Annotated in this window: 20 protein-coding genes; 11 read left to right on the plus strand and 9 right to left on the minus strand. The window is 74.6% G+C overall.

Annotated elements, in window-relative coordinates:
* Positions 1 to 47: 47 nt before the first annotated feature.
* The 3 genes from murJ to ACI79G_RS21185 all read right to left on the minus strand — a co-directional run bounded on the left by murJ (position 48) and on the right by ACI79G_RS21185 (position 5,051).
* Positions 48 to 2,081 carry a murein biosynthesis integral membrane protein MurJ gene (gene murJ / locus ACI79G_RS21175; RefSeq protein ID WP_456883028.1) on the minus strand — a complete coding sequence of 678 codons (2,034 nt, stop codon included), beginning with the start codon at positions 2,079 to 2,081 and terminating at the stop codon, positions 48 to 50.
* 74 nt (positions 2,082 to 2,155) lie between these two features.
* Positions 2,156 to 4,504: a DUF6049 family protein gene (locus tag ACI79G_RS21180; protein WP_456883029.1), complete on the minus strand. Its 2,349-nt coding sequence runs from the start codon at positions 4,502 to 4,504 to the stop codon at positions 2,156 to 2,158.
* 70 nt (positions 4,505 to 4,574) lie between these two features.
* On the minus strand, positions 4,575 to 5,051 hold the full coding sequence (locus tag ACI79G_RS21185; RefSeq protein WP_091220955.1) for an NUDIX hydrolase: 477 nt from the start codon (positions 5,049 to 5,051) through the stop codon (positions 4,575 to 4,577).
* A 266-nt stretch (positions 5,052 to 5,317) separates the two neighbouring features.
* On the opposite strand from ACI79G_RS21185, the gene ACI79G_RS21190 reads away from it, so the two are divergent.
* Together ACI79G_RS21190 and ACI79G_RS21195 are read left to right on the plus strand one after the other, a co-directional pair.
* Complete coding sequence (locus tag ACI79G_RS21190) at positions 5,318 to 6,742, plus strand: CCA tRNA nucleotidyltransferase (protein WP_456883030.1); 1,425 nt, start codon at positions 5,318 to 5,320, stop codon at positions 6,740 to 6,742.
* A gap of 40 nt (positions 6,743 to 6,782) precedes the next feature.
* Positions 6,783 to 7,763: a peptidase gene (locus tag ACI79G_RS21195; protein WP_456883031.1), complete on the plus strand. Its 981-nt coding sequence runs from the start codon at positions 6,783 to 6,785 to the stop codon at positions 7,761 to 7,763.
* Between the two features lie 13 nt (positions 7,764 to 7,776).
* On the opposite strand, the gene ACI79G_RS21200 is transcribed toward ACI79G_RS21195, so the two are convergent.
* Positions 7,777 to 9,027: an MFS transporter gene (locus tag ACI79G_RS21200; RefSeq protein WP_456883032.1), complete on the minus strand. Its 1,251-nt coding sequence runs from the start codon at positions 9,025 to 9,027 to the stop codon at positions 7,777 to 7,779.
* Positions 9,028 to 9,144: 117 nt separating this feature from the next.
* Here ACI79G_RS21200 and ACI79G_RS21205 point away from each other — a divergent pair, with 117 nt between their 5' ends.
* Positions 9,145 to 9,804 (plus strand): YqgE/AlgH family protein, encoded by a 660-nt coding sequence (locus ACI79G_RS21205; RefSeq protein WP_456883033.1) that lies wholly within the window; start codon positions 9,145 to 9,147, stop codon positions 9,802 to 9,804.
* Between the two features lie 175 nt (positions 9,805 to 9,979).
* On the opposite strand, the gene ACI79G_RS21210 is transcribed toward ACI79G_RS21205, so the two are convergent.
* The 3 genes from ACI79G_RS21210 to ACI79G_RS21220 all read right to left on the minus strand — a co-directional run bounded on the left by ACI79G_RS21210 (position 9,980) and on the right by ACI79G_RS21220 (position 12,694).
* Positions 9,980 to 10,738, minus strand: coding sequence for a hypothetical protein (locus ACI79G_RS21210; protein WP_456883034.1), 759 nt, complete (start codon positions 10,736 to 10,738; stop codon positions 9,980 to 9,982).
* 133 nt (positions 10,739 to 10,871) lie between these two features.
* Entirely contained in the window at positions 10,872 to 11,951 is a 1,080-nt protein-coding gene (locus ACI79G_RS21215) for an inositol-3-phosphate synthase (RefSeq protein ID WP_456883035.1), read from the minus strand.
* Positions 11,952 to 12,067: 116 nt separating this feature from the next.
* Complete coding sequence (locus tag ACI79G_RS21220) at positions 12,068 to 12,694, minus strand: PadR family transcriptional regulator (RefSeq protein ID WP_456883036.1); 627 nt, start codon at positions 12,692 to 12,694, stop codon at positions 12,068 to 12,070.
* Positions 12,695 to 12,837: 143 nt separating this feature from the next.
* On the opposite strand from ACI79G_RS21220, the gene ACI79G_RS21225 reads away from it, so the two are divergent.
* From ACI79G_RS21225 to ACI79G_RS21235, 3 genes are all read left to right on the plus strand, one after another.
* A complete protein-coding gene (locus ACI79G_RS21225; protein WP_217636172.1) occupies positions 12,838 to 13,251 on the plus strand; it encodes a DUF5318 family protein in 414 nt (137 codons plus the stop codon).
* Between the two features lie 169 nt (positions 13,252 to 13,420).
* Positions 13,421 to 15,877 carry a transglycosylase domain-containing protein gene (locus ACI79G_RS21230; protein ID WP_456883037.1) on the plus strand — a complete coding sequence of 819 codons (2,457 nt, stop codon included), beginning with the start codon at positions 13,421 to 13,423 and terminating at the stop codon, positions 15,875 to 15,877.
* A 24-nt stretch (positions 15,878 to 15,901) separates the two neighbouring features.
* Positions 15,902 to 17,413, plus strand: a complete 1,512-nt coding sequence (locus ACI79G_RS21235; RefSeq protein WP_456883038.1) for a glycosyltransferase family 87 protein — start codon at positions 15,902 to 15,904, stop codon at positions 17,411 to 17,413.
* Between the two features lie 76 nt (positions 17,414 to 17,489).
* On the opposite strand, the gene ACI79G_RS21240 is transcribed toward ACI79G_RS21235, so the two are convergent.
* A complete protein-coding gene (locus ACI79G_RS21240) occupies positions 17,490 to 18,314 on the minus strand; it encodes a deoxyribonuclease IV (RefSeq protein WP_456883039.1) in 825 nt (274 codons plus the stop codon).
* A 238-nt stretch (positions 18,315 to 18,552) separates the two neighbouring features.
* Between ACI79G_RS21240 and rpsF the strand changes: the two genes are divergently transcribed.
* The 5 genes from rpsF to dnaB all read left to right on the plus strand — a co-directional run bounded on the left by rpsF (position 18,553) and on the right by dnaB (position 23,295).
* On the plus strand, positions 18,553 to 18,840 hold the full coding sequence (gene rpsF, locus ACI79G_RS21245) for a 30S ribosomal protein S6 (RefSeq protein WP_456883040.1): 288 nt from the start codon (positions 18,553 to 18,555) through the stop codon (positions 18,838 to 18,840).
* Between the two features lie 2 nt (positions 18,841 to 18,842).
* Entirely contained in the window at positions 18,843 to 19,322 is a 480-nt protein-coding gene (locus tag ACI79G_RS21250; RefSeq protein WP_012951017.1) for a single-stranded DNA-binding protein, read from the plus strand.
* Positions 19,323 to 19,419: 97 nt separating this feature from the next.
* On the plus strand, positions 19,420 to 19,656 hold the full coding sequence (rpsR, locus tag ACI79G_RS21255; RefSeq protein WP_012951016.1) for a 30S ribosomal protein S18: 237 nt from the start codon (positions 19,420 to 19,422) through the stop codon (positions 19,654 to 19,656).
* Between the two features lie 2 nt (positions 19,657 to 19,658).
* Positions 19,659 to 20,114, plus strand: a complete 456-nt coding sequence (gene rplI, locus ACI79G_RS21260) for a 50S ribosomal protein L9 (RefSeq protein WP_091220928.1) — start codon at positions 19,659 to 19,661, stop codon at positions 20,112 to 20,114.
* A gap of 553 nt (positions 20,115 to 20,667) precedes the next feature.
* On the plus strand, positions 20,668 to 23,295 hold the full coding sequence (gene dnaB / locus ACI79G_RS21265; RefSeq protein WP_456883041.1) for a replicative DNA helicase: 2,628 nt from the start codon (positions 20,668 to 20,670) through the stop codon (positions 23,293 to 23,295).
* 419 nt (positions 23,296 to 23,714) lie between these two features.
* Here dnaB and ACI79G_RS21270 read toward each other — a convergent pair whose 3' ends face one another.
* The gene (locus ACI79G_RS21270) at positions 23,715 to 24,179 is read right to left on the minus strand and encodes a DUF3237 family protein (RefSeq protein WP_456883042.1); all 465 of its coding nucleotides are present in this window, start codon (positions 24,177 to 24,179) and stop codon (positions 23,715 to 23,717) included.
* Positions 24,180 to 24,465: the final 286 nt, after the last annotated feature.

The raw sequence follows: 24,465 nt of genomic DNA on the forward strand, positions 1-24,465 counted from the left end.
CCCTCCGTGCCGGCGGCTGGGTTGCCCCGGCGGCGGCGTCACGCCGCTCACCTGCGCCCCAGCTTGGCCCGGACGGCCGCCAGGGGCTCCTGGACCTCGGGGACGCGGGCGAGCACGAGCCCTCCGAGGGTCGCGACGCCGATGACCACGGTACCCAGCAGCACGGTGCCGAGCGACCCTGCCACCGACGGGCCCAGGGCACCGTCGGCCAGGGACACCGCCAGCCAGCCCAGCAGGCCGGCGACGACCGCGACCGCGGCGGTGCGCAGCACCGGGCCCAGCGTGGCGCGGGTCTCCAGCGTCCCGAGCCGCCGGCGCAGGACCGCGTGCCCGATCACCCAGCCGGCCACGTACGTGAGACTGGTGACCAGCATCAGCCCGGCCACCACCCGACCCGGGGGGACGACGACCGGCACGAGCAGCAGCAGCGGCACCCGGACGGCGACCATCCCCACCTGGATCAGCGTGGGGGTGCGCGAGTCCTTCATGGCGTAGAAGACCCGCAGCTGCAGCAGGGTGACCGCCATGGGCAGCAGCCCGAACGCGCCCACGGCGAGCGCGACGCCGATGGCGCGGGCCTCGTCGGCGCCGGTGTTGCCGCGGGCGAAGACGACGACGGCCAGCGCCGGGCCGAGCACGGTCAGCGCGGCGCTGACCGGCAGCAGGCCGAGGGCCGACAGCCGGGTGCCGAGGGAGAGGTCGCGCACCACACCGGGGACGTCGGTGCGCGCGGCGGCCCGGCTCAAACGCGGCACCAGCGCGGTCAGCAACGCGACACCGATGATCCCGTAGGGCATCTGGAACAGCAGGCTGGCGTTGGCGAACCCGATCGAGCCGAGCCCGCCGGCGCGCCCGGCGGCGTTGGCGATCCGGGTGGCCACGACGACGCCGATCTGGCTGACCGCCACGTAGCCGATCACCCAGAGGCCGAGCCTGGCCGCCTCGCCCAGGCCGGTGTCGCGGAGCCCCCAGCGGGGACGCAGCGGGACGCCGGCCCGGCGCAGCAGCGGCAGCAGCACCAGCGCCTGGACGGCGATGCCCAGCGTGGTGCCGGCGCCCAGGAGCCACACCTGGCCGTCGGTGATGGTCACCGGGGTGAGCTGACCGGGGCCGGTGGCGGCGAGGAAGAGCAGGCCGGTGGCGATGACGACGACGTTGTTGAGCACCGGCGCCCAGGCCGGCGGGCCGAACACCCCGCGCGAGTTGAGGATCGCCTGCGCCAGGGCGCCGAGGCCGTAGAAGACGATCTCGACGAGCAGGATGCGGGCCAGCCAGGTCGCCAGCCGGTACTGGTCGGGGTCCTCGTCCAGGCCGTACAGCGCGGTCAGCAGGGGTGCGGCCAGGATCGCCAGGCCGGTGACCACGACCAGCCCCACGGTGGCGACCGTGGCCAGCCGCTGGGCGTAGGCCGCGCCGCCGTCGTCGTCGCGCTCCTGGGCGCGCACGAGCAGCGGGACGACGACCGAGGTCAGCACCCCGCCCAGCAGCAGCTCGTAGACGATGTTCGGCAGCGTGTTCGAGGTGTTGTAGGCGTCGCCGACCAGCCCGACGCCCAGCGCCGCGGTGAGCACCATCGTGCGCAGCAGCCCGGTGATGCGGGAGACCAGCGTGGCCACCGCCATGGTCCCGGCGGCGCGCAGGATGCCCCGGCTGGCGCCGGGCCGGCCCTCGCGGGCCTCGACCTCCTCGTCGGTCTCGTCCACCCGGCGCGGCACCGCGGGCAGCACCGGGATCAGCTGGGTGTCGTCGGGCCCGGGCACCCACCGCGAGGCACGCCGCGGAGGCGGCACCGGCGGCAGGTCGCGGACGCGGGGCGCCGGCGGCGGGACCGGCGGCAGCGGCCGTCCGCCGAGCGGGGCCTGGGGGTACGGCGGCGGGGGCAGCGGCCGGGCCGGCGGTGTCCCCGGACCGCGGACCGGCGGCGGCTCCCGACGGGCGCGTTCGGCGGGCGGCGGCTCGCGCCGGGTGCCGTCCTCCGGCGCCGGGGGGCGCTCGGGTGCGGGCCGGCGCGGCGCCGCGGGGGGCGGCGGCACGGGGGGCAGCGGCCGGCGCTGCTGCTCGCCCACCCGTCGCTCGCTCACGAGTCCGCCCCGCTGGCGCTCGGCGGCCGCGTCCGCGGGGCTGCTGTGCTCGTCGTGTGAGCTCGCCCGCCCGCTCACACCGGGCTCCGCGTGGGCGGCAGGGGGACGGCCGCGCCCTCGGGCGCCGGGCCGCCGGGCAGGTCGCCGTCCTCGTCGCCGGGGGTGCCGCGGCGACGGCGCAGCAGGTAGCGCACGAGCCGGCGCAGGAAGAGCAGCCCGAGCAGCGCCGCCGCGCCGATGGTGACGACGACCGAGATCGACCCGTACGCGGTGCTCTGCACCTGCAGCCGCACCGGGTCGCCCAGCGGTGCGCCGTCCGGGGTGGTGAGCGTGGCCGTGACGCCGAAGCGACCGGACTGGCGCACCTGGGTCGGCACCTGCAACGTCGTCCGCTGCTCGGGGCCGAGGACCTGGTCGCCGAGGTCGCCGACCGAGAGCGCGTTGCCGCGGGTCTGCACCCGCAGCTGGACGCGCAGGGCGAAGGGCAGGTCGTTGCTCACGGTGAGCACCAGCGGGGCGTCGCTGGAGGCGAGGCTGTAGGTGCCGGCGGCCGGGGAGAGCAGGGTGACCCGCTCGGTCAGCCGGTCCACCGTCGTCCGCAGGTCCGAGGCGGCCGCGGTGAAGCCGGCGGGGTCGTCCCGCCACGCGGCCGAGGTGGTGCGGGCGGTCGCCGCGTCCCAGCGCGCCAGCGCCGCGTCCGGGTCGCCGGCGACGGCGCTGGCCAGCTGGTCGCGGATCGAGACCGCGGCGGCGACGTCGGTCAGCCCCGCGGCCTCGAGTCCGCCCACGTCCGCGGGGGTCACCAGCTCGCCGGTGTCGGTGCTGGGACCGTCGCCGAGCTCGGCCACGGTGGCCGGCCGCAGCCACGGGAACTGCGCGGAGGCGGCCATCACGGCGCTCACGCCGGCGGGGTCGGCGTCGACCTCCCGCGGTGGGGCCACCAGCACGCTCTGCTGCGCGGTCGCGCCGCCGGGCTGCAGGCCGAGCAGCGCGAGCTCGGCGATCGAGCGCTGCTCGGCGGCCCGGCTGCCCCCGGGGGCCCGCGCCGCGCCACCGGCGAGGTCGCCGAGCGCGGGGTCGGCGACCAGGGCCGGGACCTCGCCGTCCTCGGTGGGCACCGTCGTCCGGGCCGCGGCGGGGCCCTCGAGGCCGAGCGCGGCCGCGCCGTCGGTGAGCCCGCCGGGAGCGAGCACGACCTCCTGGATGCCGCCGTCCCGCAGCGCGCCGAGCGTCTCGGGGCGCAGCGCGCCGCCCACCGCCCAGGCCAGGTCGGTGCGCGCCTCGACGCCCAGGACCTCGCGCAGGATGTCCGCGCCGGCGGTGCCGTCGGCCTCGACGTCGGCCGGTGCGCCGGTCGGTGGTGCGGCGGGGGCGTCGGGGGCGTCCTGCGCCGTCCCCTCGGTGCTGCCCGGCAGGCTGCGCCTCACCACCGGGGCCAGGCCCGCGCCGGTCAGGGAGTCGGCGTCGACGTCGCCGTAGGGCAGTGCGACCACCGGGTGGTCGGCGGCGACGGCGCGCAACCGTTGCAGCCAGGCGGCGGCCTCGTCGCTGCCCGACCCGGCGTCCTCGTCCCCGGCGACGGCGTAGGGGCCGTCGGCCATGACCTGCAGTTCCTCGACCAGCGCCGGGTCGACGGCCAGGGTCACCTGGACCACCGGCGCCGGCTCCCCACCCTCGGGCGGGACGGCCTCGGGCAGCCGCTCCACCGTGGCCAGCGCGCGGTCCAGCCGGCCACCGGCCGCGACCTCGGCGGTCAGCCCGTCGTCGAGGAACGCGCCGGAGGCGTCGCGGTGGGTGCGCTCGACCAGCGGCCACAGCCAGGCGACGCTGGTCGGCGTCGCCGGCAGCGCCGACGGCTGCACCAGGTACGTGGTCAGCTCGCCGACCCGGCGACGCTCCCCGTCGGCACCGACGCCGTTGAGGTTGAGCAGCACCGGGTAGACGCCGTCGCGGTCGATGGCCAGCGCGTCGGTGGTCGTGGTGAGGGTGAAGGTGACCGAGTCCCCCGGGCGCAGCTCGCCGGCGACGTCCTGGAACGGCGTGGCGACGGCGGCCGTCAGGTCGGGGTCGCCGTCGACGGCGTGCAGCTCGGCGCGGGAGTCCAGCAGCTCACCGCGCTGCAGCCGCACGTCGAGGTCGGTGAGCGTCTCGCTGCCGGTGTTGGTCAGCTCGCCCTCGACGGTGACCGTCGCGCCCGGCAGCACCGTGCGGGGGTCCAGGCGGGTGAGCCGGACGGTGACCGGGCGGTCGTCGGCGGGCGCCTCGGTCGCGGCGGGGTCCCCGGGAGCGGCGGCCGCGACCGGGGTGAGCGCGACGAGCGGGGCGCCGAGCACCCCGGCGAGCGCGACGGCGACCGTCGTCCCCCGAACCGTGCGGCGGTGACCCCGTGCGGCGGACCGGCCGGCGACCGACCGCCGCCTCACGACAGCTCCTCGCCGGCGCTCGTCGCCACGGGGCCGCCTGCTGTGTCTGCCGGTGAGCTCGCCAGCTCGCTCACGCGCTGTCGGCGAGGAGGGCGGGCGCCCGCTCCACCAGGGCCCGCTCGTCGGCGTAGGCGAGCCGAGCGCCGAGCTCGTCGAGGGGCACCCAGGCGACCTCGGTCACCTCGATGTCGGCGTCGGACAGGGCTCCCCCGATGGCGCGCAGCAGGAAGTGGTGCACGGTCTTGTGCACCCGGCGACCGTCGGCGACGAACCAGAAGTCGATGATGCCGAGTGGGGCGACGACCTCGCCGATGATCCCGGTCTCCTCGGCGACCTCCCGGACGGCGGTGTCCTCCGGGGTCTCGCCCTCCTCGATGTGGCCCTTGGGCAGCGACCAGAGCAGCCGGCCGCGGCGGTCGGTGCGGCCGATGAGGGCGGCGCGCGGCCCCGTGATGGGGTCGTCAGCCACCACCAGGCCCCCGGCGGAGGTCTCGTCGACCCGCCGCAACCGGCGGCCCGGGCGCCCTCGCCCGCCCGTCCCAGCCATGCCAGGAGGGTAGCGCGCGTCCGGCGACAGCTCCGGGACCATCGCAGCGAGGAACGGACCGGAGCGTGGAGCCGGACCAGAGTCCATTCGGCGCGGCACTACCCTGGACCGTCGTGTCCGGTGAGCCCCCCCGTCCGACGACAGCCCCGGGAGCATCGCAGCGAGCGCCAGCGAGCGAGGAGCGGACCGGGGCGCGGAGTCGGACCAGTGTGAACAGTCCGACGACGGCAGCTGCCGTGCCCGTGCCACCCGCCGTCCAGGAGGCCGTGCGCGAGCTCGTCGACCTCTCCCCCGTCCTGACCAGGCTGGGGCAGCGCTTCACCGACGCCGGTTTCGAGGTGCACCTCGTCGGCGGGTCGGTGCGCGACGCGCTGATCGCCGCGGGGTCCGGGAGGCCGCGCGTGCCCGGGGACCTCGACGTCACCACCGACGCGCGGCCCGAGCAGGTGCTGCGGCTGCTCCGCGGGTTCGCCAGTTCCACGTGGAACACCGGCATCACCTTCGGCACGGTGGGTGCCGAGGTGGACGGCGTCCGGCTGGAGATCACCACCTTCCGCGCCGACCGCTACGACCGGGAGTCGCGCAACCCCGAGGTGGCGTGGGGCGACTCGCTCGTCGACGACCTGGCCCGCCGCGACTTCACCGTCAACGCGATGGCCGTCTCGCTGGGTCCCGACCGCACCGTCACCGACCCCTATGGCGGGCTCGGCGACCTGCTGGCCAAGCGGCTGCGGACCCCCGGCGCCGCCGCCGACTCCTTCGCCGACGACCCGCTGCGGATGCTGCGCGCGGTCCGGTTCGTCGCCCAGCTGGGCCTGACGCCGGTCGACGAGGTGGTCGAGGCGATGACGGCGATGTCCGACGAGCTGGCGCGGATCACCCCCGAGCGGGTCCAGGTGGAGCTGTCGAAGACGCTGCTGCAGGACGCGCCGCGGGCGGCGCTGGAGTTGTTCGTCGCCACCGGGCTGGCCGACGTCGTCCTGCCCGAGCTCTCGGCGCTGCGCATGGAGATCGACGAGCACCACCAGCACAAGGACGTCTACACGCACTCGCTGACGGTGCTGGACCAGGCGATCGCGCTGGAGAAGGCGGATCCGCAGGCCGGGTCGCCGGACCTGGTGCTGCGGCTGGCGGCGCTGCTGCACGACATCGGCAAGCCGGCCACCCGCCGGCACGAGCCGCGCGGGCGGGTCTCCTTCCACCACCACGAGGTCGTCGGCGCGAAGCTGGTCCGCAGACGGCTGCAGGCGCTGCGCTACTCGAAGGAGGTCGTGGAGGCGGTCGCCCGGCTGACCTTCCTGCACCTGCGCTTCCACGGCTACGGCCGCGGCGAGTGGACCGACTCCGCCGTCCGCCGGTACGTCACCGACGCCGGAGACCTGCTGCCCCGGCTGCACAAGCTGGTGCGCTCGGACTGCACGACCCGCAACAAGCGGCGGGCCGCGGCGCTGTCGGCGACGTACGACTCGCTGGAGCGGCGGATCGCCGAGCTCTCGGCGGCCGAGGACCTCGCGCGGGTGCGCCCGGACCTCGACGGCAACGCGATCATGGCGATCCTCGGCATCCCGCCCGGCCGCGAGGTCGGCGAGGCCTGGAAGTACCTCAAGGACCTGCGGCTCGAGCGCGGCCCGCTGGACCCCGACGAGGCCGAGGCCGAGCTGCGCGCCTGGTGGGCCGCCCGCAACGGCTGATCCGCTGCAGCCGGAGCCCCCGGCTGCCGACAGGAGGATCGTGCACGAACAGGGACCCGGCGCCCCGGACCCGGGCCTGCCCACCTCCGCGACCGGCCGCACGCCGCAGTGGGTGGTGGACGAGGCGCTCGGCCTGCCGGTCGCGGCCGTCCCGTGGCGCGCTCCCGAGCCGCCCCGACGCCGACGCCGGCGCCTGCGGAGCCTCCTCGCCGTCCCGCTGGTGGTCGGCGGCGCCCTCGGGGCCGCGGTCCTCGCCGGCACCGTGCCGTGGCCCTGGGAGTCCCCGGCCGCGAGGGCGCCGTCCGACGCGGGGCCGGACCGCAGCGTCCCGACGACCGCGGCGGCACCGGCGGACCGCCCCACCCCGGGTACCGGCGCCCGACCGGACCCGTGGGGGCAGGCCCCGCCGGCGCCCGCGGCGGGTGGGCCCCACGCGTTCGCGCTCACCCAGGCCGACGGCACCACGCCGGTGGCCTACGACCCTTGCCGGGTCGTCCACTACGCCATCCGGCCCGACGGCTCCCCCGAGGGTGGCGCGGAGCTGGTCCACGCGGCGGTCGCCCGGGTCAGCCAGGTGACCGGGCTGGTCTTCGTGTACGACGGCCCGAGCGACGAGGCGCCGACCCCCGAGCGGGCGGCGTTCCAGCCCGACCGCTACGGCGACCGCTGGGCGCCGGTCCTCGTCGCCTGGCAGACCGAGGGGGAGAACCCCGCGCTGGCCGGCGACACCGTCGGCGAGGCCGGCAGCCTGGCCGTGTCGCTCGGGGACGGCCCGCGGGTCTACGTCACCGGCACCGTCTCCCTCGACGCCGGCCAGTTCCCCGAGATCACGGCCGACAGCCCCGCGACCGCGTCGGGGGTCGTGCTGCACGAGCTGGCCCACCTGGTCGGCCTGGGCCACGTGGACGACGACTCGCAGCTGCTCCACCCCGAGACCGTGCGCGGCGTCACAGACTACGCCACCGGGGACCTCACGGGCCTGTCCCGCCTCGGCCGGGGGCCCTGCGTCCCGGAGCTCTGACGACCCCGGCCGGTCAGCGCGCCAGCGGGGAGCGGGCGGCGTACAGGGCGGTGAGCACGTAGGCCGCGCCGACGGCGACCACGGCGGGCGGGGAGACGCCGTCCGCCGGCAGCAGGTACGCCGCCACGAGCAGGGCGAGGACGTAGCTGACGTTGACGAGCATGTCGTAGACCGAGAACACCCGGCCGCGCACGTCGTCGTCCACCGCCCGCTGCAGGGTGGCGTCCACGCAGATCTTGACGCCCTGCCCGAGGAAGCCGAGCACCGCGCCGGCCAGCACCACGGTGACCGGCAGAAAGGGCAGGCCCAGCGCCGTCAGCAGGACGCCGCCGAGCGCCAGCAGCAGGGTCACCCACCGCGCCGTCCCGAGACGGCGCACCGCCCCGGGCGTCGCCAGGGCCGCCAGCAGCGTGCCGACCGCGCCCGCGGCGACCGCCGCCCCGACGCCGACCAGCCCCGCGCCGGCCGGTGCGGCGGCGCGGGAGAACAGCAGCGTCGCGAGGGTCAGCACCCCGAAGCACAGCCGGTGCACGGTGATGACGGCCAGCGCGGTCCCCGCCGGGGGGCGGGCCCGCACGTGCCGCACGCCGGCCACGAGGCCGGCGACCACCTGGCGGGCGGACGACGTCGTCGTGCGCCCGTCCGGTCCGAGCGCCCCCGGCGGGAAGCCCGCGGCAAGCGCCGCGGCGAGCAGGTAGGGGCCGGCCGCGCCGAGGGTCAGCAGGGCGTACCCGGCGTCCCCCGCGATGCCGGCGGCCTGCTGCACCGCGACCGCGGCCGCTCCACCCACCACCGTGGCCACCGCGCCGGACGTCGTCGACAGCGCGTTGGCCGGCACCAGGTCGGGGGTGGTGTGCGGGAGCGCCGCCGACAGCGCCGACAGCACGAAGCGGGCGACCGAGAACAGCACCAGCCCGGCGACCAGGAGCGGCAGGCCGCCCGACCCGCCGGCCACGAGCAGCGCCAGGACGCCGACCAGCCCGGTCCGCAGCAGGTCGGCGTGCACCAGCACCTGCCGGCGGCGCCACCGGTCCAGCCAGACGCCGGCGAAGGGGCCCACCAGCGAGTACGGGACCAGCAGGACGGCGAACCCGGCGGCGACCGCCACCGCGTCGGCGGCCCGCTGCGGGTTGAACAGCACCGTCCCGGCGAGGGCGGCCTGCAGCACGCCGTCCCCGAACTGGGCCGAGAGCCGGGTGGCCAGCAGCCGGCGGAAGTCGCGGCCGGCCAGCAGCGAGCGCACGGTCGTCCCCGCGTACCGCACCCGGTCACCCTACGGTGGCCACCCCTCCCCGCAGGGTGGACGACGGGCCGCAGCGGCACCCGTTGCGGGCGCGACCACTCCCGCCGCACCGCCCGGAGGTGGGGCACACTGGGAGCGATGACTCCCCCGTCCTCGCCCGATCCCGAGTCGGGGCCGCCGGCCCGGCCCGCGACGGGCCGACGCCGTCCGGACGCGGTCCCCGCGCTCTCGACGGGCACCCTGGACGACGTCCGACCCGGATCGCTGCTGGTGGCGATGCCGAGCCTGACCGACCCCACCTTCGCGGGCACGGTCGTCTTCGTGCTCGACCACAACGACAGTGGCACGCTCGGCGTGGTGCTGGGCCGGCCGAGCCAGGTGGAGATCCGCGACGTGCTGCCCGGCTGGTGCGAGCTCGCCGTCGACCCCGGCGTGTTCCACGTGGGCGGCCCCTGCGAGACCGACACCGCGCTGTGCCTGGCGGTCTGCCGCACCCCCGGTGAGGACTGCGGCCTGCGGCAGGTCGCCGACGACGTCCACCTGGTCGACCTGGACGCCGACCCCGACGAGCTGGTCGGCCGGGTGCGGGGCCTGAGGGTGTTCGCCGGCTACGCGGGCTGGTCACCGGGCCAGCTGGCCGTGGAGGTCGCCGAGGGCGCCTGGGCCTGCGTGCCGGGCCGCCCGGACGACGTGCTGAGCGAGCTGGCCGGCCCGGAGCTGTGGCGCCGGGTGATGGGACGCCAGACCGGGCGCCTGGCGGTGCTGTCGACGGCGCCGGCCGACCCGACCGTGAACTGATCCGCGCGTCACCGGGTGCGCGGACGCCCGGTATCTGATAGGAACGTCGTCGGAGGGGGCGGTCTGGGGAAGAGGCCGCCCCCTCCCCCATGTCCGGGCCCGGTGAGGTGCTGGAACGGCCACCCCTCAGGGACCCGCGCCGAGCGTGCGGGGCGTGCGGGGAAGGGTGGTCCTCCTACAGCCCGACGGTCGCCGCCACCTCGGGGTGCGCCGCGCCGTCCACGGACTCCCCCTCGGCCGGCAGCGTGATCTCCCGCGGGCCGTGGTCCGACAGCGTCACGGTCACCTCGAACTCCTGGCCCGGCAGCGGGGTGCGGTACTGCACCAGCAGGTCGGTGGAGCGGTCGACCGCGACCGACCAGCCGGCGTCCGAGGCGTAGAGCTGGGTCAGCTCGCCGTCGATCGAGCGGTCGCCCTCCCAGGTGTAGCCCGCGCCGCGGAAGTCGCCGGCGTCGTCCGGCTCCTCGGCGGAGAGGTTGAGCACCACCTGGGTGAGCACGTCGACCAGCGGCGCCTGCTCCCCCAGGGTCACGGGACGGCGCACGTAGGAGGCCTCCGGCAGCCCCTCCGCGACCAGCGCGGCGGCCAGGCCGGGCACCTCGCCGAACCACAGCTCCTCGTCGGTGAAGAAGAGCGTGCGGGTGTCGTCGGCGCGGCCGTCGCCGTACGACGTGACCGCCCGCGCGCGCCCGGCACCGTCGGCGAGGTCCACCTCCCCGGTGAGGGTGAGCACGGTGTCCTCGCCGTAGGGGGCGGTGACCACGAAGTCCGCGCCACCGTGGTCGTGGTTCGCGGCCAGCAGCCCGGCGAGGACGCCGGCCTCCTCCTCGGTGACCGGCGAGCCCTCCGCCCGCTCGTCCGCGCCGGCGCAGCCGGCCAGCAGCGCCACCGTCAGCCCCAGCGCCGGGAGCAGCGGACGGCGGTGCGGGGGCATGCGGTCAGCGTAGGCATCCGGGCAGGTCACCGACGTCGTCCCACGCGCAGGAGGACCCCTCTGCCCCCCGCCACTCGCAGGCTCGTGGCGGGACCCTGCAGAGGGGCCGGCTGGCCCCCCTGCAGGGCGGCCGTCACCGCTCCACGTCACCCCGGATGAACGCCTCGACGGCGTCGCGGGCCTCGCTGTCGCTGTACTGCACCGGCGGGCTCTTCATGAAGTAGGACGACGCGGAGAGGATCGGGCCGCCGATCCCGCGGTCCTTGGCGATCTTCGCGGCGCGGACGGCGTCGATGATGATCCCGGCCGAGTTCGGGGAGTCCCAGACCTCGAGCTTGTACTCCAGGTTCAGCGGGACGTCGCCGAACGCGCGGCCCTCGAGGCGCACGTAGGCCCACTTGCGGTCCGACAGCCACGGCACGTGGTCCGACGGGCCGATGTGCACGTTGTCGGTGCCCATGTCCCGGTCGACCTGGCTGGTGACGGCCTGGGTCTTCGAGATCTTCTTGGACTCCAGGCGCTCGCGCTCGAGCATGTTCTTGAAGTCCATGTTGCCGCCGACGTTGAGCTGCATGGTGCGGTCGAGCTGCACGCCGCGGTCCTCGAAGAGCTTGGCCAGCACGCGGTGGGTGATGGTGGCGCCCACCTGCGACTTGATGTCGTCGCCGATGATCGGCACCCCGGCAGCGGTGAACCTGTCGGCCCACTCCTGGGTGCCGGCGATGAAGACCGGCAGCGCGTTGACGAAGGCCACGCCGGCGTCCAGGGCGCACTGCGCGTAGAACTCGGCGGCCTCCTGCGACCCGACGGGCAGGTAGCAGACCAGCACGTCGGCGCCGGACCGGCGCAGCGCCGCGACGACGTCCACCGGCTCCTCGTCGGACTCCTCGATCGTCGCCCGGTAGTACTTGCCGAGGCCGTCGAGGGTGGTGCCGCGCTGCACGGTCACGCCCAGCGGCGGGACGTCGCAGATCGTGATGGTGTTGTTCTCGCTGGCGACGATGGCCTCGGAGAGGTCACGGCCGACCTTCTTGGCGTCGACGTCGAACGCCGCGACGAACTCCACGTCGCCGACGTGGTACTCGCCGAAGCGGACGTGCATCAGGCCCGGCACCGACGTCGTCTCGTCGGCGTCGCGGTAGTAGTGGACACCCTGCACGAGCGAGGCGGCGCAGTTGCCGACGCCGACGATGGCGACCTTGACGGATCCCATGGGTTCTCCTTCTTCTTCGCAGACCGGGTGCGGTCGGTGGACACGGACCGCGGACGGTCCTGCTGGGGGGCGGCGGGCGCGGGGCTCTCCCGCCGGGTCTGTCGGGGACGGACCGCTCAGGGCTGCGGCGGCGTCTCGTCCGGAGGTGCCGGGGGGTCCCCGGGGGCGGCGCCGTCGGCTCGACGCCGCTGGCTCTCGTCCAGCTCGCGGTCGATGAGCTCGGCCAGCCAGCGGACCTCGCGGTCGACCGAGTCCAGACCGTGGCGCTGCAGCTCGAGGGTGTAGCGGTCCAGCCGCTCGCGGGTCCGGCTCAGCGAGGCCCGCAGGCCCTCGCGCTGCCGCTCGACGGTGCGGCGGCGGCCCTCGAGGATCCGCAGCCGCACGTCGGCGGCGGTGTGCCGGAAGAACGCCAGGCGGACGCCGAAGAGCCCGCCGTCGTCGTACGCCTCCGGGCCGGCCTGGCTCACCAGCTCGTGGAAGCGCTCCTTGCCCTCGGCGGTGATCGTGTAGACCACCTTGCCCCGCCGGCCGGTCAGCGGTGGCGCGTCCGCCGGCAGGAGGGCGCGCGGGTCCGGCTCGTCGGTGGTGACATAGCCGGCCGCGTGCAGCCGCTTGAGCGCGGGGTACAGCGACCCGTAGGAGATGCTGCGCAGACCGCCGAGGACCTGGGCGAGCTGTTTGCGCAGCTCGTAGCCGTGCATCGGCGACTGGTGGAGCAGGCCGAGGATGGCGAACTCGAGCACGTCGCCTCCTCGCCGTCATGCGGATCGATGTATCGGGACGATACATCGACGGACACGTCACGGGACCGGTCGGGAGCACCGGAACGGCCTCTGCACGCGGCCGGGGGCCTGCCGGTGTCCCCGCCGGTGCGTACATTGACGCCGTGCCCGGACGTCGATCCGTCGTGGACTACGCGCTGCAGCGGCGAGCCGTCCTCGCCGACGTGTACGCCGGCCGCACGGGGCTGTTCGAGGTCTGCGACGCCAGTCCGTACCTCACCCGGGCGGCGAAGTACCACGGCGAGGCGACCGACGTCGTGTGCCCGGTGTGCCGCAAGGTGGAGCTCACGCTGGTGAGCTACGTCTACGGCGAGCACCTCGGCCCCACGGCCGGCCAGGCGAAGACGCAGGCCGAGCTCGCCCGGATGGACGCGGCGCAGGAGGAGTTCTCCGTCTACGCGGTCCAGGTGTGCCGCGGCTGCGGGTGGAACCACCTGGACTGCTCGTACGTCCTCGGGGCCGAGCCGGACCCGGGTCGCCAGCCGCGGCGCACGCGTCGGCGGGCGGCCACCGAGTAGTAGTACGCGTCACACGGGGAACACGGGGTGCCCCACGTGGTCGTTGATACACCAGGGCGTCGCTGCGCCGCGGGTCGTCCTCGCTCGCAGTACTGAAGCCGCCACCCTGGGTGCTGGACGCGTCATGTCTGTGCGCCCACCGAGACCCGAACCAGAGAGGGGCCCCTGCGTGCCTCCCCACGACGAGACCTCACCGGTCGGGCCGCGCAGCGGCTCGGTCCGCCGTCCGCCGTCCGGCCGCACCGCCGGTGGCGGCGGTGGAGGCGGGCGTCCGCCCGCAGGCCGCGGTGGCCGCCCACCGGCCGGCCGCGGGGGCCGGACGACGGCCACACGCGGCGGAGCCGCGTCCGGGACGTCGCGCACCGGCGCGGCCGCCACGGGCACCCGCCCGGCGGGCAAGGCCGTCCGCACCACGAAGCAGCGCCGCCGTCGCCGGCTGAAGGCCCTCGGCGCCGCCCTCGCCGGCATGCTCGTGCTGCTCGGCGTCTTCGTGGGCGTCGTCTACGCGACCACCGAGGTGCCCGACCCGAGCTCGGTGCAGAACGCGCAGACGACGGTCGTGTACTACGCCGACGGCACCACCGAGATGGCCCGTCTCGGCGTGGACGGGGGCAACCGCACCAACGTCGACCTGACCGAGGTCTCGGAGCCGGCGCGCGAGGCGATCCTCGCTGCCGAGAACCGCAGCTTCTACTCCGACCCGGGGATCTCCTTCACCGGCATCGTGCGCGCCGCGTGGAACAACCTCACCGGCGGCTCGACGCAGGGTGGGTCGACCATCACCCAGCAGTACGTGAAGAACGCCTTCCTGACCTCGGAGCAGACGTTCAGCCGCAAGTTCCAGGAGCTCTTCCTCGCCGTCAAGCTCGACAACGAGTACGCGAAGGACGACATCCTCGAGAACTACCTCAACACCATCTACTTCGGCCGCGGTGCCTACGGCATCGAGTCCGCTGCCAACACCTACTTCGGTGTGCCGGCCAGCCAGCTGACCGCCCAGCAGGGCGCGGTGCTCGCCGTCCTGGTCCGCAGCCCCTCCACCTACGACCCCGAGTCCAACCCCGAGGGCTCGATGGACCGCTGGGGCCTGGTGCTCGACGCGATGGTCGACGAGGGCTGGCTGACCGAGCAGGAGCGGCAGGCCTCGGTCTTCCCGCCGGTGCTGCCGCGGACCGGCTCCAACCTGGGCATCCCCGACGGGCCGGAGGGCCTGGTCGTCCAGCGCGCCATCGCCGAGCTGGAGGCCAAGGGCTACGACGAGCAGCAGATCCGGGCCGGCGGCCTGCGGATCACCACCACGGTCGACAAGCGCTACCAGGACGCCGCCATCTCCGCCGTCGACGACGTGATGGACGGCCAGCCGGACAACCTCCGCGAGGCGCTGGTGTCCATCGACCCGAACACCGGCGCGGTGCGCGCGTACTACGGCGGTCCGATCGGCGCCGGTGACGGCGCGGTGGACTACGCGCAGGCGCTGCGCCAGCCCGGCTCGTCGGTCAAGCCCTACGTGCTGGCCACCGCGCTCGAGGACGGCATCAGCGTCAACGCCCGGCGCGACGGCTCCTCGCCGCAGGAGTTCCCGGACCGCCCGGGCCTGCCGGTCCGCAACTCCGGCGGCGCCTCGTGCGGCTCCTGCACGCTCATGGAGGCGCTGACCCGCTCGCTGAACACCACCTACTACGGGCTGGCCTACGAGGTCGGCGCGGAGCGGGTGCGGCAGAACATCCTCGAGGCCACCGGCCTGCCGGAGGCCTGGCCGGACGAGCCGGCCTACGGGGTGCTCGCCGGCAGCAACACGCTGGCCGACCCACAGACCGGCGGGACCGGCGCCTCGATCGGCATCGGCCAGTACGAGATGCGCCCGATCGACCAGGCGCACGGCTTCGCCACCCTGGCCACCGGCGTCGAGCACGAGCCGTACTTCGTCGCCCGGGTGACCGACAGCGAGGGCGCGGTCCTGCTCGACTACAACGGCGACGCCGGCGACCAGGTCTTCGAGGCGGACGTCGTCAACGACGTCACCTACGCGATGACCGACGTCGCCGCCTACTCGCGGCGCTCGCTCGACGGTGGCCGCGAGGTGGCCAGCAAGACCGGTACGCAGGGCCAGGGCGAGGACAACTCCGACGCCTGGATGGTGGGCTTCACGCCGTCGGTCTCCACCGCGGTGTGGATGGGCAACGACTCGCCCGCCCAGCCGATCGAGGACGTCAACGGCCGGATCATCTACGGCTCGGGCCTGCCGGGCGCCATCTGGCAGGAGTTCATGGACAACGTGCTGGACGGGACGCCGGAGGAGGACCTGCCCGACCGCGCGCTGATCCGCGGCGACACCGGCAACGGCGTGCCCGCGCCGCAGACGGAGACGCGGACGCAGGCGCCGACCCAGGTCACCGCCGCGCCGACGCAGCGGGCGGAGCCGACCCAGACGCCGACCGCGACCCCCACGCCGTCGACCCCGGTCACGCCGACGACGCCGTCGACCCCGACGACCACCCCCACGACCCAGCCGTCCCCGCAGTCGACGGGCGGGTTCACCCCACCGTTCGTCCCGGGCAACACCCCCGTCCAGCCCCCGAACGGCACCGGCACCGCCAACGGCAGCAACGGTCAGCAGAACGGGTGACCCCCGGCGGGCAGACTGGCCCGCATGAGCACGATCCCCACGGGCCCGTCCGCACCAGCGGACGGGCCCGCGGCGTCCCCGGCCCCGGACGGCCGCCCCGACCGCGTCGTCCCCAGCTGGACCGACCCGGTCGTGGCGCAGGCCAGCGAGGCGGTGGGCGGACCCTGGGGCCGGCACGCGGTCGTCGGGCGGGCGCCGTTCTGGACCCCGCTGCGGGTCTGCCTGCTGTTCGCCTCGACCGTGCTGGCGTTCGCCTGGCTCAAGCAGGCGCCCTGCGCCGACGGCGACTGGACCGGATCGCTGCAGTACACCCACCTCTGCTACTCCGACCCCGTCCCGCTGTTCGGTCTCTACCGGCAGGGCGAGGGGGCGCTGCCCTACCTCGACGCGCGGGTGGAGTACCCGGTGCTCACCGGCGCGGTCATGGCGCTCGCCGCGCTGCTCTCGGGCTGGTACGACCGGCTGGCCGCCACGGTCGGCGTCCTCCCGGCGGTCCCGCCGGTGGAGAGCTACACCGTCGTCACGGCGCTGCTGATGTCGCTGTGCGCGCTGGTGGTGGTGCGTGCCGTCCTGCCGCTGACCGGCCGGCGGCCGTGGGACACCGCGATGGTGGCGCTGTCACCGGTGCTGCTGGTCTACGCCTTCAACAACTGGGACCTGCTGGCCGTCGCCCTCGCCACCCTCGGGATGTGGGCGTGGGCCCGGCAGCGGCCGGTGCTCGCCGGAGCGCTGCTCGGGCTCGGCGTGGCCGCCAAGCTCTACCCCGTCCTCGTGCTGGGTGCGCTGTTCCTGCTGTGCCTGCGGGCCGGGCTGCTGCGGGTCTGGCTGCGGACGGCGCTCGCGGCGGCGGGCGCGTGGCTCGCCGTCAACCTGCCGGTGGCCCTGGCGGCGCCGGAGAACTGGAGCTGGTTCTTCGCCTTCAGCCGGCAGCGCCCGGCCAACCCCGAGTCGATCTGGAACGTCCTGCTCACGGCCACCGACAACCGGGTGCTCGACGGGCCGCTCGCCGAGGGCCAGACGCCCTCGGTGCTCAACGCGGTCGTGGCCGTGCTGCTGCTCGCGCTCGCCGCCTGGGTCGCCTGGCTGGTGCTCACCGCCCCGGTGCGGCCGCGGGTGGCGCAGGTGGCCTTCCTGCTGGTGGCCGGCTTCCTGCTGCTCAACAAGGTCTACAGCCCGCAGTACGCGCTGTGGCTGCTGCCCCTGGCGGTCCTGGCGCGGCCGCGGTGGCGCTCGCTGCTGGTCTGGCAGGTCAGCGAGGTCCTGGTGTGGGTCCTGACGATGCTCTACTACCTCGGCACCGACAACCGCGGCGTCGAGGTGGAGTGGTTCTTCACCGCCGTCCTGGTCCGCGACGCCGTCCTGGTCGCGCTCATGGTGCTCGTCGCCCGCGAGGTGCGGCGGCCGGACGACGACGTCGTCCGCACCAGCTGGCCCGGCGTCGACGACCCGGCCGGAGGCCCGCTCGACGGCGCCGATGACGCGGTGACCCTGCGATCCTCCGGATCGCACCGCAGCCAGGTGCCGTCCCCGACGTGAGCTGGGCCGCTGCCCGTGTCCCGGCCGGCGCCGCTCGTCGCCAGCTCCCCGTGCTCCACGTGGAACGACGGGTGCGTCAGGCCAGGGCACCCCGCAGCAGGGTGATCTCCGCGGCGTGGGAGGCCGCGTCGCCCGGGGTCTCCAGCACGACCGGGCAGTCCGCCGCCCGGGCCACCTCCACCAGCAGCTCGGTCGGGATCTCGCCCTCGGTCAGCGGGGCGTGCCGGTCGCGGCTGGAGCCCTGCGGGTCGCGGCTGTTGTTCAGGTGCACCAGGTCGACGCGGCCGGTGATCGCCCGGACGTCGTCCACCGCGGTCGCCAGGTCCCAGCCGGCGGCCCACGCGTGGCAGGTGTCGAGCACGAAACCGGCCCCGAACTCGCCGACGGCGTCCCACAACCGGGCGAGGGCGTCGAGGTCGCGGGCCATGGCGTTGCCGCCGCCGGCGGTGTTCTCGACGAGCAGCGGGAGGGGGAAGCCGCCCTCCTCGGCCTGCCGGGAGAAGGTCTTGCGCCAGTTGTCGACACCGGCGGCCGGGTCGTCGGTCCCCAGCACGTGACCGCCGTGCACGACCATGCCGCGGGCGCCGATGGCCGCGGCGACCTGGGCGTGCTGGGCGAGCGTCTTGCGGCTGGGGATGCGGATGCGGTTGTTCGTCGACGCCACGTTGAGGACGTAGGGCGCGTGCACGACGAGGAACAGGTCCTCGGCGCGGTCACCCGAGAGGGCGGACTGCTGGTCGGCGGACAGCCGCGGCGCCTTCCACCCCTGCGGGTCACCCAGGAAGACCTGCACGCCGTCGGCGTCCATCTCCGCGGCCCGGGCCAGCGGGCCGCCGTGGTCCATCCCGCCGTCCTGGGTCAGACCTGGGCCGACGTGTACGCCGATCGGGTGAGCTGCCACCCGGCCGACCCTAGAAGGACCCCCGGCCCCCCGCCGCTCGCGGGCTCGCGGCGGGACCCCGCAGGAGGCCGACGGGCGCCGTCCTCGTGGACGGCGGCTGGCGGGCGGCTCGCCGCTGGTAGCATCGGCGGAGCGCGTTCCACCGGTGGTCGTCACCGGGCGGGGCGCGCGACGCGTGTACGACCCTCCTGCTGCAGACCGACTGCAGCCGCCCAGACCAGAGGAGGTGGGGTTCTCCGTGCGTCACTACGAACTGATGGTCATCCTCGACCCCGACCTGGAGGAGCGCACGATCGCTCCCTCCCTCGAGCGGTTCCTCACCGTCGTCACCAACGCCGGTGGCACCGTGAAGACCGAGATCTGGGGCCGCCGCCGGCTGGCCTACGAGATCAAGAAGCAGGTCGAGGGCATCTACGCCGTCGTCGACATCCAGGCCACGCCCGCCGCGGTGGCCGAGCTCGACCGGCAGCTGAACCTCAACGAGTCGGTCCTGCGCACGAAGCTGATGCGGCCCGAGGTCCACTGAGCATGGCCGGCGAGACCGTCATCACCGTCATCGGCAACCTGACGTCGGACCCGGAGCTGCGCTTCACGCCCTCCGGCGCCGCGGTCGCCAACTTCACCGTGGCCTCCACGCCGCGGACCTTCGACCGTCAGTCGCAGGAGTGGAAGGACGGCGAGGCGCTCTTCCTGCGCTGCAACGTCTGGCGGCAGGCGGCGGAGAACGTCGCCGAGTCGCTGACCCGCGGGTCGCGGGTGATCGTCTCCGGCCGGCTCAAGCAGCGGTCGTTCGAGACCAAGGAAGGCGAGAAGCGCACCGTCGTCGAGCTCGAGGTCGACGAGATCGGCCCCTCGCTCCGCTACGCCACCGCGAAGGTCACCAAGGCCTCACGCGGTGAGGGCGGCGGCGGCTTCGGCGGCGGTGGCGGTGGCGGCTTCGGTGGCGGCGGCGGGTCCAGCGACCCGTGGTCGACCCCGGCCCCGCCGTCCGACGAGCCGCCCTTCTGAAAGAGGACCCTCCTGCCCCCCACTGCTCGCAGGCTCGCAGCGGGACCCTGCAGGAGGGCCGACACCTCCCTGAACCTCTCGTATCTGGAGAACCCCGGTGGCCAAGCCCCCCGTCCGCAAGCCCAAGAAGAAGGTCTGCCAGTTCTGCAAGGACAAGGCGACCTACATCGACTACAAGGACACGACCCTGCTGCGGAAGTTCATCTCCGACCGCGGCAAGATCCGTGCCCGCCGCGTGAGCGGCAACTGCAGCCAGCACCAGCGGGACGTCGCCACGGCCGTCAAGAACAGCCGTGAGATGGCCCTGCTGCCCTACACCTCCACGGCGCGCTGACCATGAGCACCCAGAAGCTGATCCTGACGCAGGAGGTCACCGGTCTCGGGTCCTCCGGTGACACCGTGGAGGTCAAGGGCGGCTACGCCCGCAACTACCTCCTGCCCCGCGGCCTGGCCATCGTCGCCACCCGGGGTGCCGAGAAGCAGGTCGAGTCGTTGCGCCGGGCGCGTGCCGCCCGCGAGGTGCGCTCGCTCGAGGAGGCGCAGGCCGTGGCCGGGCGCCTGTCGGGCATGACCGTCCGGGTGCCGGCCCGCGCCGGTGAGGGTGGCCGCCTGTTCGGCCGCATCACCACTGCCGACGTCGTCAACGCCGTGACCGCCGCCGGCGGCCCCGAGCTCGACCGGCGCCGGGTCGAGCTGCCCAGCAGCATCAAGACCACCGGCCAGCACACCGTGACCGTGCGGGTGCACCCCGAGGTCACCTCGCAGCTGACCATCGAGGTCGTCCCCGGCTGAAGCAGCCGCGGCACCGCTGCAGCGCTCGCGAGGGGCGTCGGACTCCGGTCCGGCGCCCCTCGCGGCGTCTCGGGTCCCCGGCCGTCCCCGCCGCGCCGGCGCGGACCGCCGGTGACCTCGGCCGCGTGCGGGTGTGTCGACCTGTGGACGTGTGACCGCTGGGACGGCTGCGGCCAGGCACTCGACACGCCGGACGACGACACCCGGATTTCTCCAGATTTCTCCCGTCCACACCCGGTGGGTGGTCTCCGCGCAGGTCAGAGGCGGGATACAGGGGACGGCGTCGCGCCGTCCCCCGCTGTCTCCACATGTCGACACGGCTGTGTCCACCGACTTGTCCACAAGTTGTGCAGAAGCGCGCCCACACCGGTGTTGGACTGGTCCGTCCGCACTTCCTAACGTCCTCCTCGGCCCCGTGACCGCCCGAACTGTCGGTGCCCCGGGGTAGGAACGACCCGAACACACGTTCGAGTCAGGCGTGCAGCGTTCTGGTGCTTCCCCCACCAGGCCCCGGCTTCGTGCCGGGGCCTGTGCGCGGGTGCGCCGTGAGTGGATGGAGGACCCCGTGGCGGTGGCCGACGACTTCGAGCGCCCGTCCCCGACGGCGCCGGCGTACGACCGGCAGCCGCCGCAGGACGTCGCGGCGGAGCAGTCGGTGCTCGGCGGCATGCTGCTGAGCAAGGACGCGATCGCCGACGTCGTCGAGGTGCTGCACGGCAACGACTTCTACCGGCCGGCGCACCAGGTGATCTACGACTGCATCCTCGACCTGTACGGGCGGGGTGAGCCGGCCGACGCGATCACCGTCGCCGCCGAGCTGAACCGCACCGACCAGCTGTCGAAGATGGGTGGCGCGGTCTACCTGCACACGCTGATCCAGTCGACGCCGACGGCGGCCAACGCCGGCTACTACGCCGCGATCGTCGCCGAGCAGGCGGTGCTGCGGCGGCTGGTCGAGGCCGGTACCCGCGTCGTCCAGCTGGGTTACGGCGCGGCCGGCGGCAAGGGCGACGTCGACGACATCGTCGACCGCGCCCAGCAGGAGATCTACGACGTCACCGAGAAGCGCATGAGCGAGGACTACTCGCGCCTCGAGGACGTCCTGCAGCCGACGATGGACGAGCTGGACGCCATCGCCTCCCGCGGCGGCACCGCCCGCGGCGTGCCCACCGGCATCCGCGACCTCGACGAGCTCACCAACGGCCTGCAGGCCGGCCAGATGGTCGTCATCGCGGCCCGTCCCGGTGTCGGCAAGGCCCTGGCGCTCGACACCCCGATCGCCACGCCGACCGGCTGGACGACGATGGGCGAGGTCGCCGTCGGGGACCAGGTCATGGGTTCCGACGGCCGCCCGACGACGGTCGTGGCCGCCACCGAGGTGATGTCCGGCCGCCCCTGCTACGAGGTGCACTTCTCCGACGGCTCGGTGATCGTGGCCGACGCCCAGCACCAGTGGCTGACCGAGACCCGCGCCAGCCGGAAGTCGGCCCAGGCGGCGGCGACCGGCTACAACCGCTGCCGCAGCCAGCGCACCTTCGCCGAGGTCCGGACGACGGAGGCGATCGCCCGCACCGTCCGCTGCGCCACCGAGGACGCCCGGCTCAACCACTCGGTGACCAACGCGGCGCCGCTGGAGCTGCCGGAGGCCGACCTCCCCCTGCCGCCGTACGCACTCGGCGTGTGGCTGGGCGACGGCACCTCCCGTGCCGCGCACTTCACCAGCAACGACCCCGAGATCGCCGTGTACATCGAGGCCGACGGGCTCGTCGTCGAGCCGACGGGCGTCGCTCGGCGTTACTCGCTGCGGCTCCCGGCGCGGCCGGCCGTCGCCGCCCGCCCGTGCCCCATGTGCGGCGTGCTCTTCCTGCCGAAGACGTCGCAGGTACAGACCTGTGGCAAGACGTGCGGCGGCCGGCTGCGGGCCAGCGGGGGTGTCGGTCGCCAGGCGACCTGCCCGGACTGCGGTGGTCCCTCCGCGGGCCTGGCGCAGTGCCCGTCCTGCCGGGACCACCACGGCACCGTGCCGGGCCTCCTGCGCACGCTCGGGGTGTTCGGCGACAAGCACATCCCGACCGCGTACCTGCGGGCTTCGGTGGCCCAGCGACGCGCCTTGCTGGCCGGCCTCCTGGACACCGACGGGACGGTGGCGCCGAGCGGCGTCGTCCAGTTCGCGGTGACCAGCCAACGGCTGGCCGAGGACGCACGCGAGCTCATCGCCAGCCTCGGGTACCGGGTCCGGATGACCCGTAAGCCGGTCAAGGGCCGCAGCGAGGCGTCGTCCACCTGCTACACGCTGACCTTCAGCACCGACGACGAGGTCTTCCGCCTCGAGCGGAAGAAGCTCGCGCACAAGGAGCGTGGTGCACGCAGTTTCACCGCCCGCGGCGTCCGCTTCATCACTGACGTGCGTCCGGTCGAGAGCGTTCCGGTGCGCTGCATCCAGGTCGACGCCGAGGACCACCTCTTCCTCGCCGGGCGGAACTTCATCCCGACCCACAACTCGACCCTGGGACTCGACATCGCGCGGTCGGCGACGGTCAAGCACCACCTGGCGACGGTCATATTCTCGCTCGAGATGAGCAAGCACGAGATCACCATGCGTCTGCTGTCGGCCGAGGCGAAGGTGCCGCTGCACCACATGCGCGCCGGCACGCTGTCCGACGAGGACTGGTCGAAGCTGGCCCGCCGGATGGGCGAGATCGCCGACGCGCCGCTCTACATCGACGACTCCCCGAACATGACGATGATGGAGATCCGGGCGAAGGCGCGGCGGCTCAAGCAGCGCAACGACCTCAAGCTCGTGGTCATCGACTACCTCCAGCTGATGACCTCCGGTAAGCGCGTCGAGAGCCGTCAACAGGAGGTCTCGGAGTTCTCCCGTGCGCTCAAGCTGCTCGCCAAGGAACTCGAGGTCCCGGTCATCGCGATGTCACAGCTGAACCGTGGGTCCGAACAGCGCCAGGACAAGAAGCCGATGCTCTCCGACCTCCGCGAATCGGGCTCGATCGAACAAGATGCCGATATGGTCATGATGATCCACCGAGAAGACATGTATGAAAAGGAATCACCGCGCGCAGGTGAGGCCGACATCATGCTGGTGAAGCACCGTAACGGCCCCACGGCGAACGTCACGGTCGCCTTCCAGGGCCACTACAGCCGCTTCGTGGACATGGCGAACTGACCGATCACCCGCACGCAGAGAGGCCCGGAGCGCAGCAGTGCTCCGGGCCTCCCTGCGTCCCGGACGGGACACCTGGTCGCGCACCGGCCTGTACCGCAGCGACCGCGGACCCCAGGCGGCGATGAACCCGGACGGGTTCCTGCTCGACCCGCGGTCCACGCCGGCGACGATGCAGGGCCAGGCGCAGGTCGCCGCGGTTCTCGGGGACGGAGCGCTCGTGGAGCCGCACCGCCCCGGGGTGACCTGGGAGGTGCCGATCAGCGCCCCCCGAGCTCCTCCTGCCGCTGGCCCACGCCTCGGCGGCCACGCGACCCCGAGGCGCCGCTGATCGCCGCCGACCACCACACGGAGGCCCGGGACGACGTCCGTCCCGGGCCTCCGCGCGTCAGGCGTCGCGGTGTTCCACGTGGAGCACCGGCTCAGCCGACCGGCACCTGCGCCAGGCTCTTCGCACGCGCGCGCAGCTCACCCCGGGCCACGTTGACCGTGCCGGTGAAACCGAACACCGTCGCGTTGAGCGCCTGCAGCTCGGGTGCCGCGGTGCGCAGGTCGACCGCGCCGTGCATCGGCAGCTCCACGTCGGGCCAGGCGAAGGACGGGTCCGCGACCTCCTCCAGCGGCGGCATCGGCACCGGCGACGTCAGGTAGCCGTGGACTCGCGCGGTGACCGTCCGGCCGCCCTCGCCCGAGAACACCTGCCGGACGTCGACGATCCCGACGCCGTCCCGCCGCAGCAGGAAGTAGTCGACGCCCTCGACGGCGTCCCCGCTCAGCGGTCCCTCGGTGATCGTGCCCTGGTAGTGCGCGTCCAGCCGCAGCCCCTCGGGCACCAGCCCGATCGGGACCACCCGCGTCATCGTGGCCTCGAAGGCGTAACCGTCCACGGCGCTCCTCCCCTTCGCTCGACAGGCAGCCATGTCAGCGGCCGGGTGCGGTGCACCGACAGGGTCGTGGGTCCCGGGGTGCGGGGCTGCGTCACCGGGTGGTGGCGCACGACGACGGAGGGCGGGGTGGGGGGGGGGGGGGGGGGGGGGGCCCGCGCCCCCCCCCCCCCCCCCCCCCCCCCCCCCCCTCGCCGTGGCCTGCCGGTCGGACACGGGTGGCGCGGCACGACGAGTGGCCGGGTGCGCTCGACGCATGGGGGGACGGCCGGCGGCCGCGGTGCGGTCC

The sequence above is a fragment of the Geodermatophilus sp. SYSU D00779 genome (assembly GCF_054050595.1).

Excerpts from the sequence above, each read along its gene's own strand:
- ACI79G_RS21185 (WP_091220955.1), bottom strand. The coding sequence starts at position 5,051 with ATGGCTGGGACGGGCGGGCGAGGGCGCCCGGGCCGCCGGTTGCGGCGG.
- ACI79G_RS21205 (WP_456883033.1), top strand. The coding sequence starts at position 9,145 with ATGACTCCCCCGTCCTCGCCCGATCCCGAGTCGGGGCCGCCGGCCCGG.
- ACI79G_RS21210 (WP_456883034.1), bottom strand. The coding sequence starts at position 10,738 with ATGCCCCCGCACCGCCGTCCGCTGCTCCCGGCGCTGGGGCTGACGGTG.
- ACI79G_RS21215 (WP_456883035.1), bottom strand. The coding sequence starts at position 11,951 with ATGGGATCCGTCAAGGTCGCCATCGTCGGCGTCGGCAACTGCGCCGCC.
- ACI79G_RS21235 (WP_456883038.1), top strand. The coding sequence starts at position 15,902 with ATGAGCACGATCCCCACGGGCCCGTCCGCACCAGCGGACGGGCCCGCG.
- ACI79G_RS21250 (WP_012951017.1), top strand. The coding sequence starts at position 18,843 with ATGGCCGGCGAGACCGTCATCACCGTCATCGGCAACCTGACGTCGGAC.
- rplI (WP_091220928.1), top strand. The coding sequence starts at position 19,659 with ATGAGCACCCAGAAGCTGATCCTGACGCAGGAGGTCACCGGTCTCGGG.
- dnaB (WP_456883041.1), top strand. The coding sequence starts at position 20,668 with ATGGAGGACCCCGTGGCGGTGGCCGACGACTTCGAGCGCCCGTCCCCG.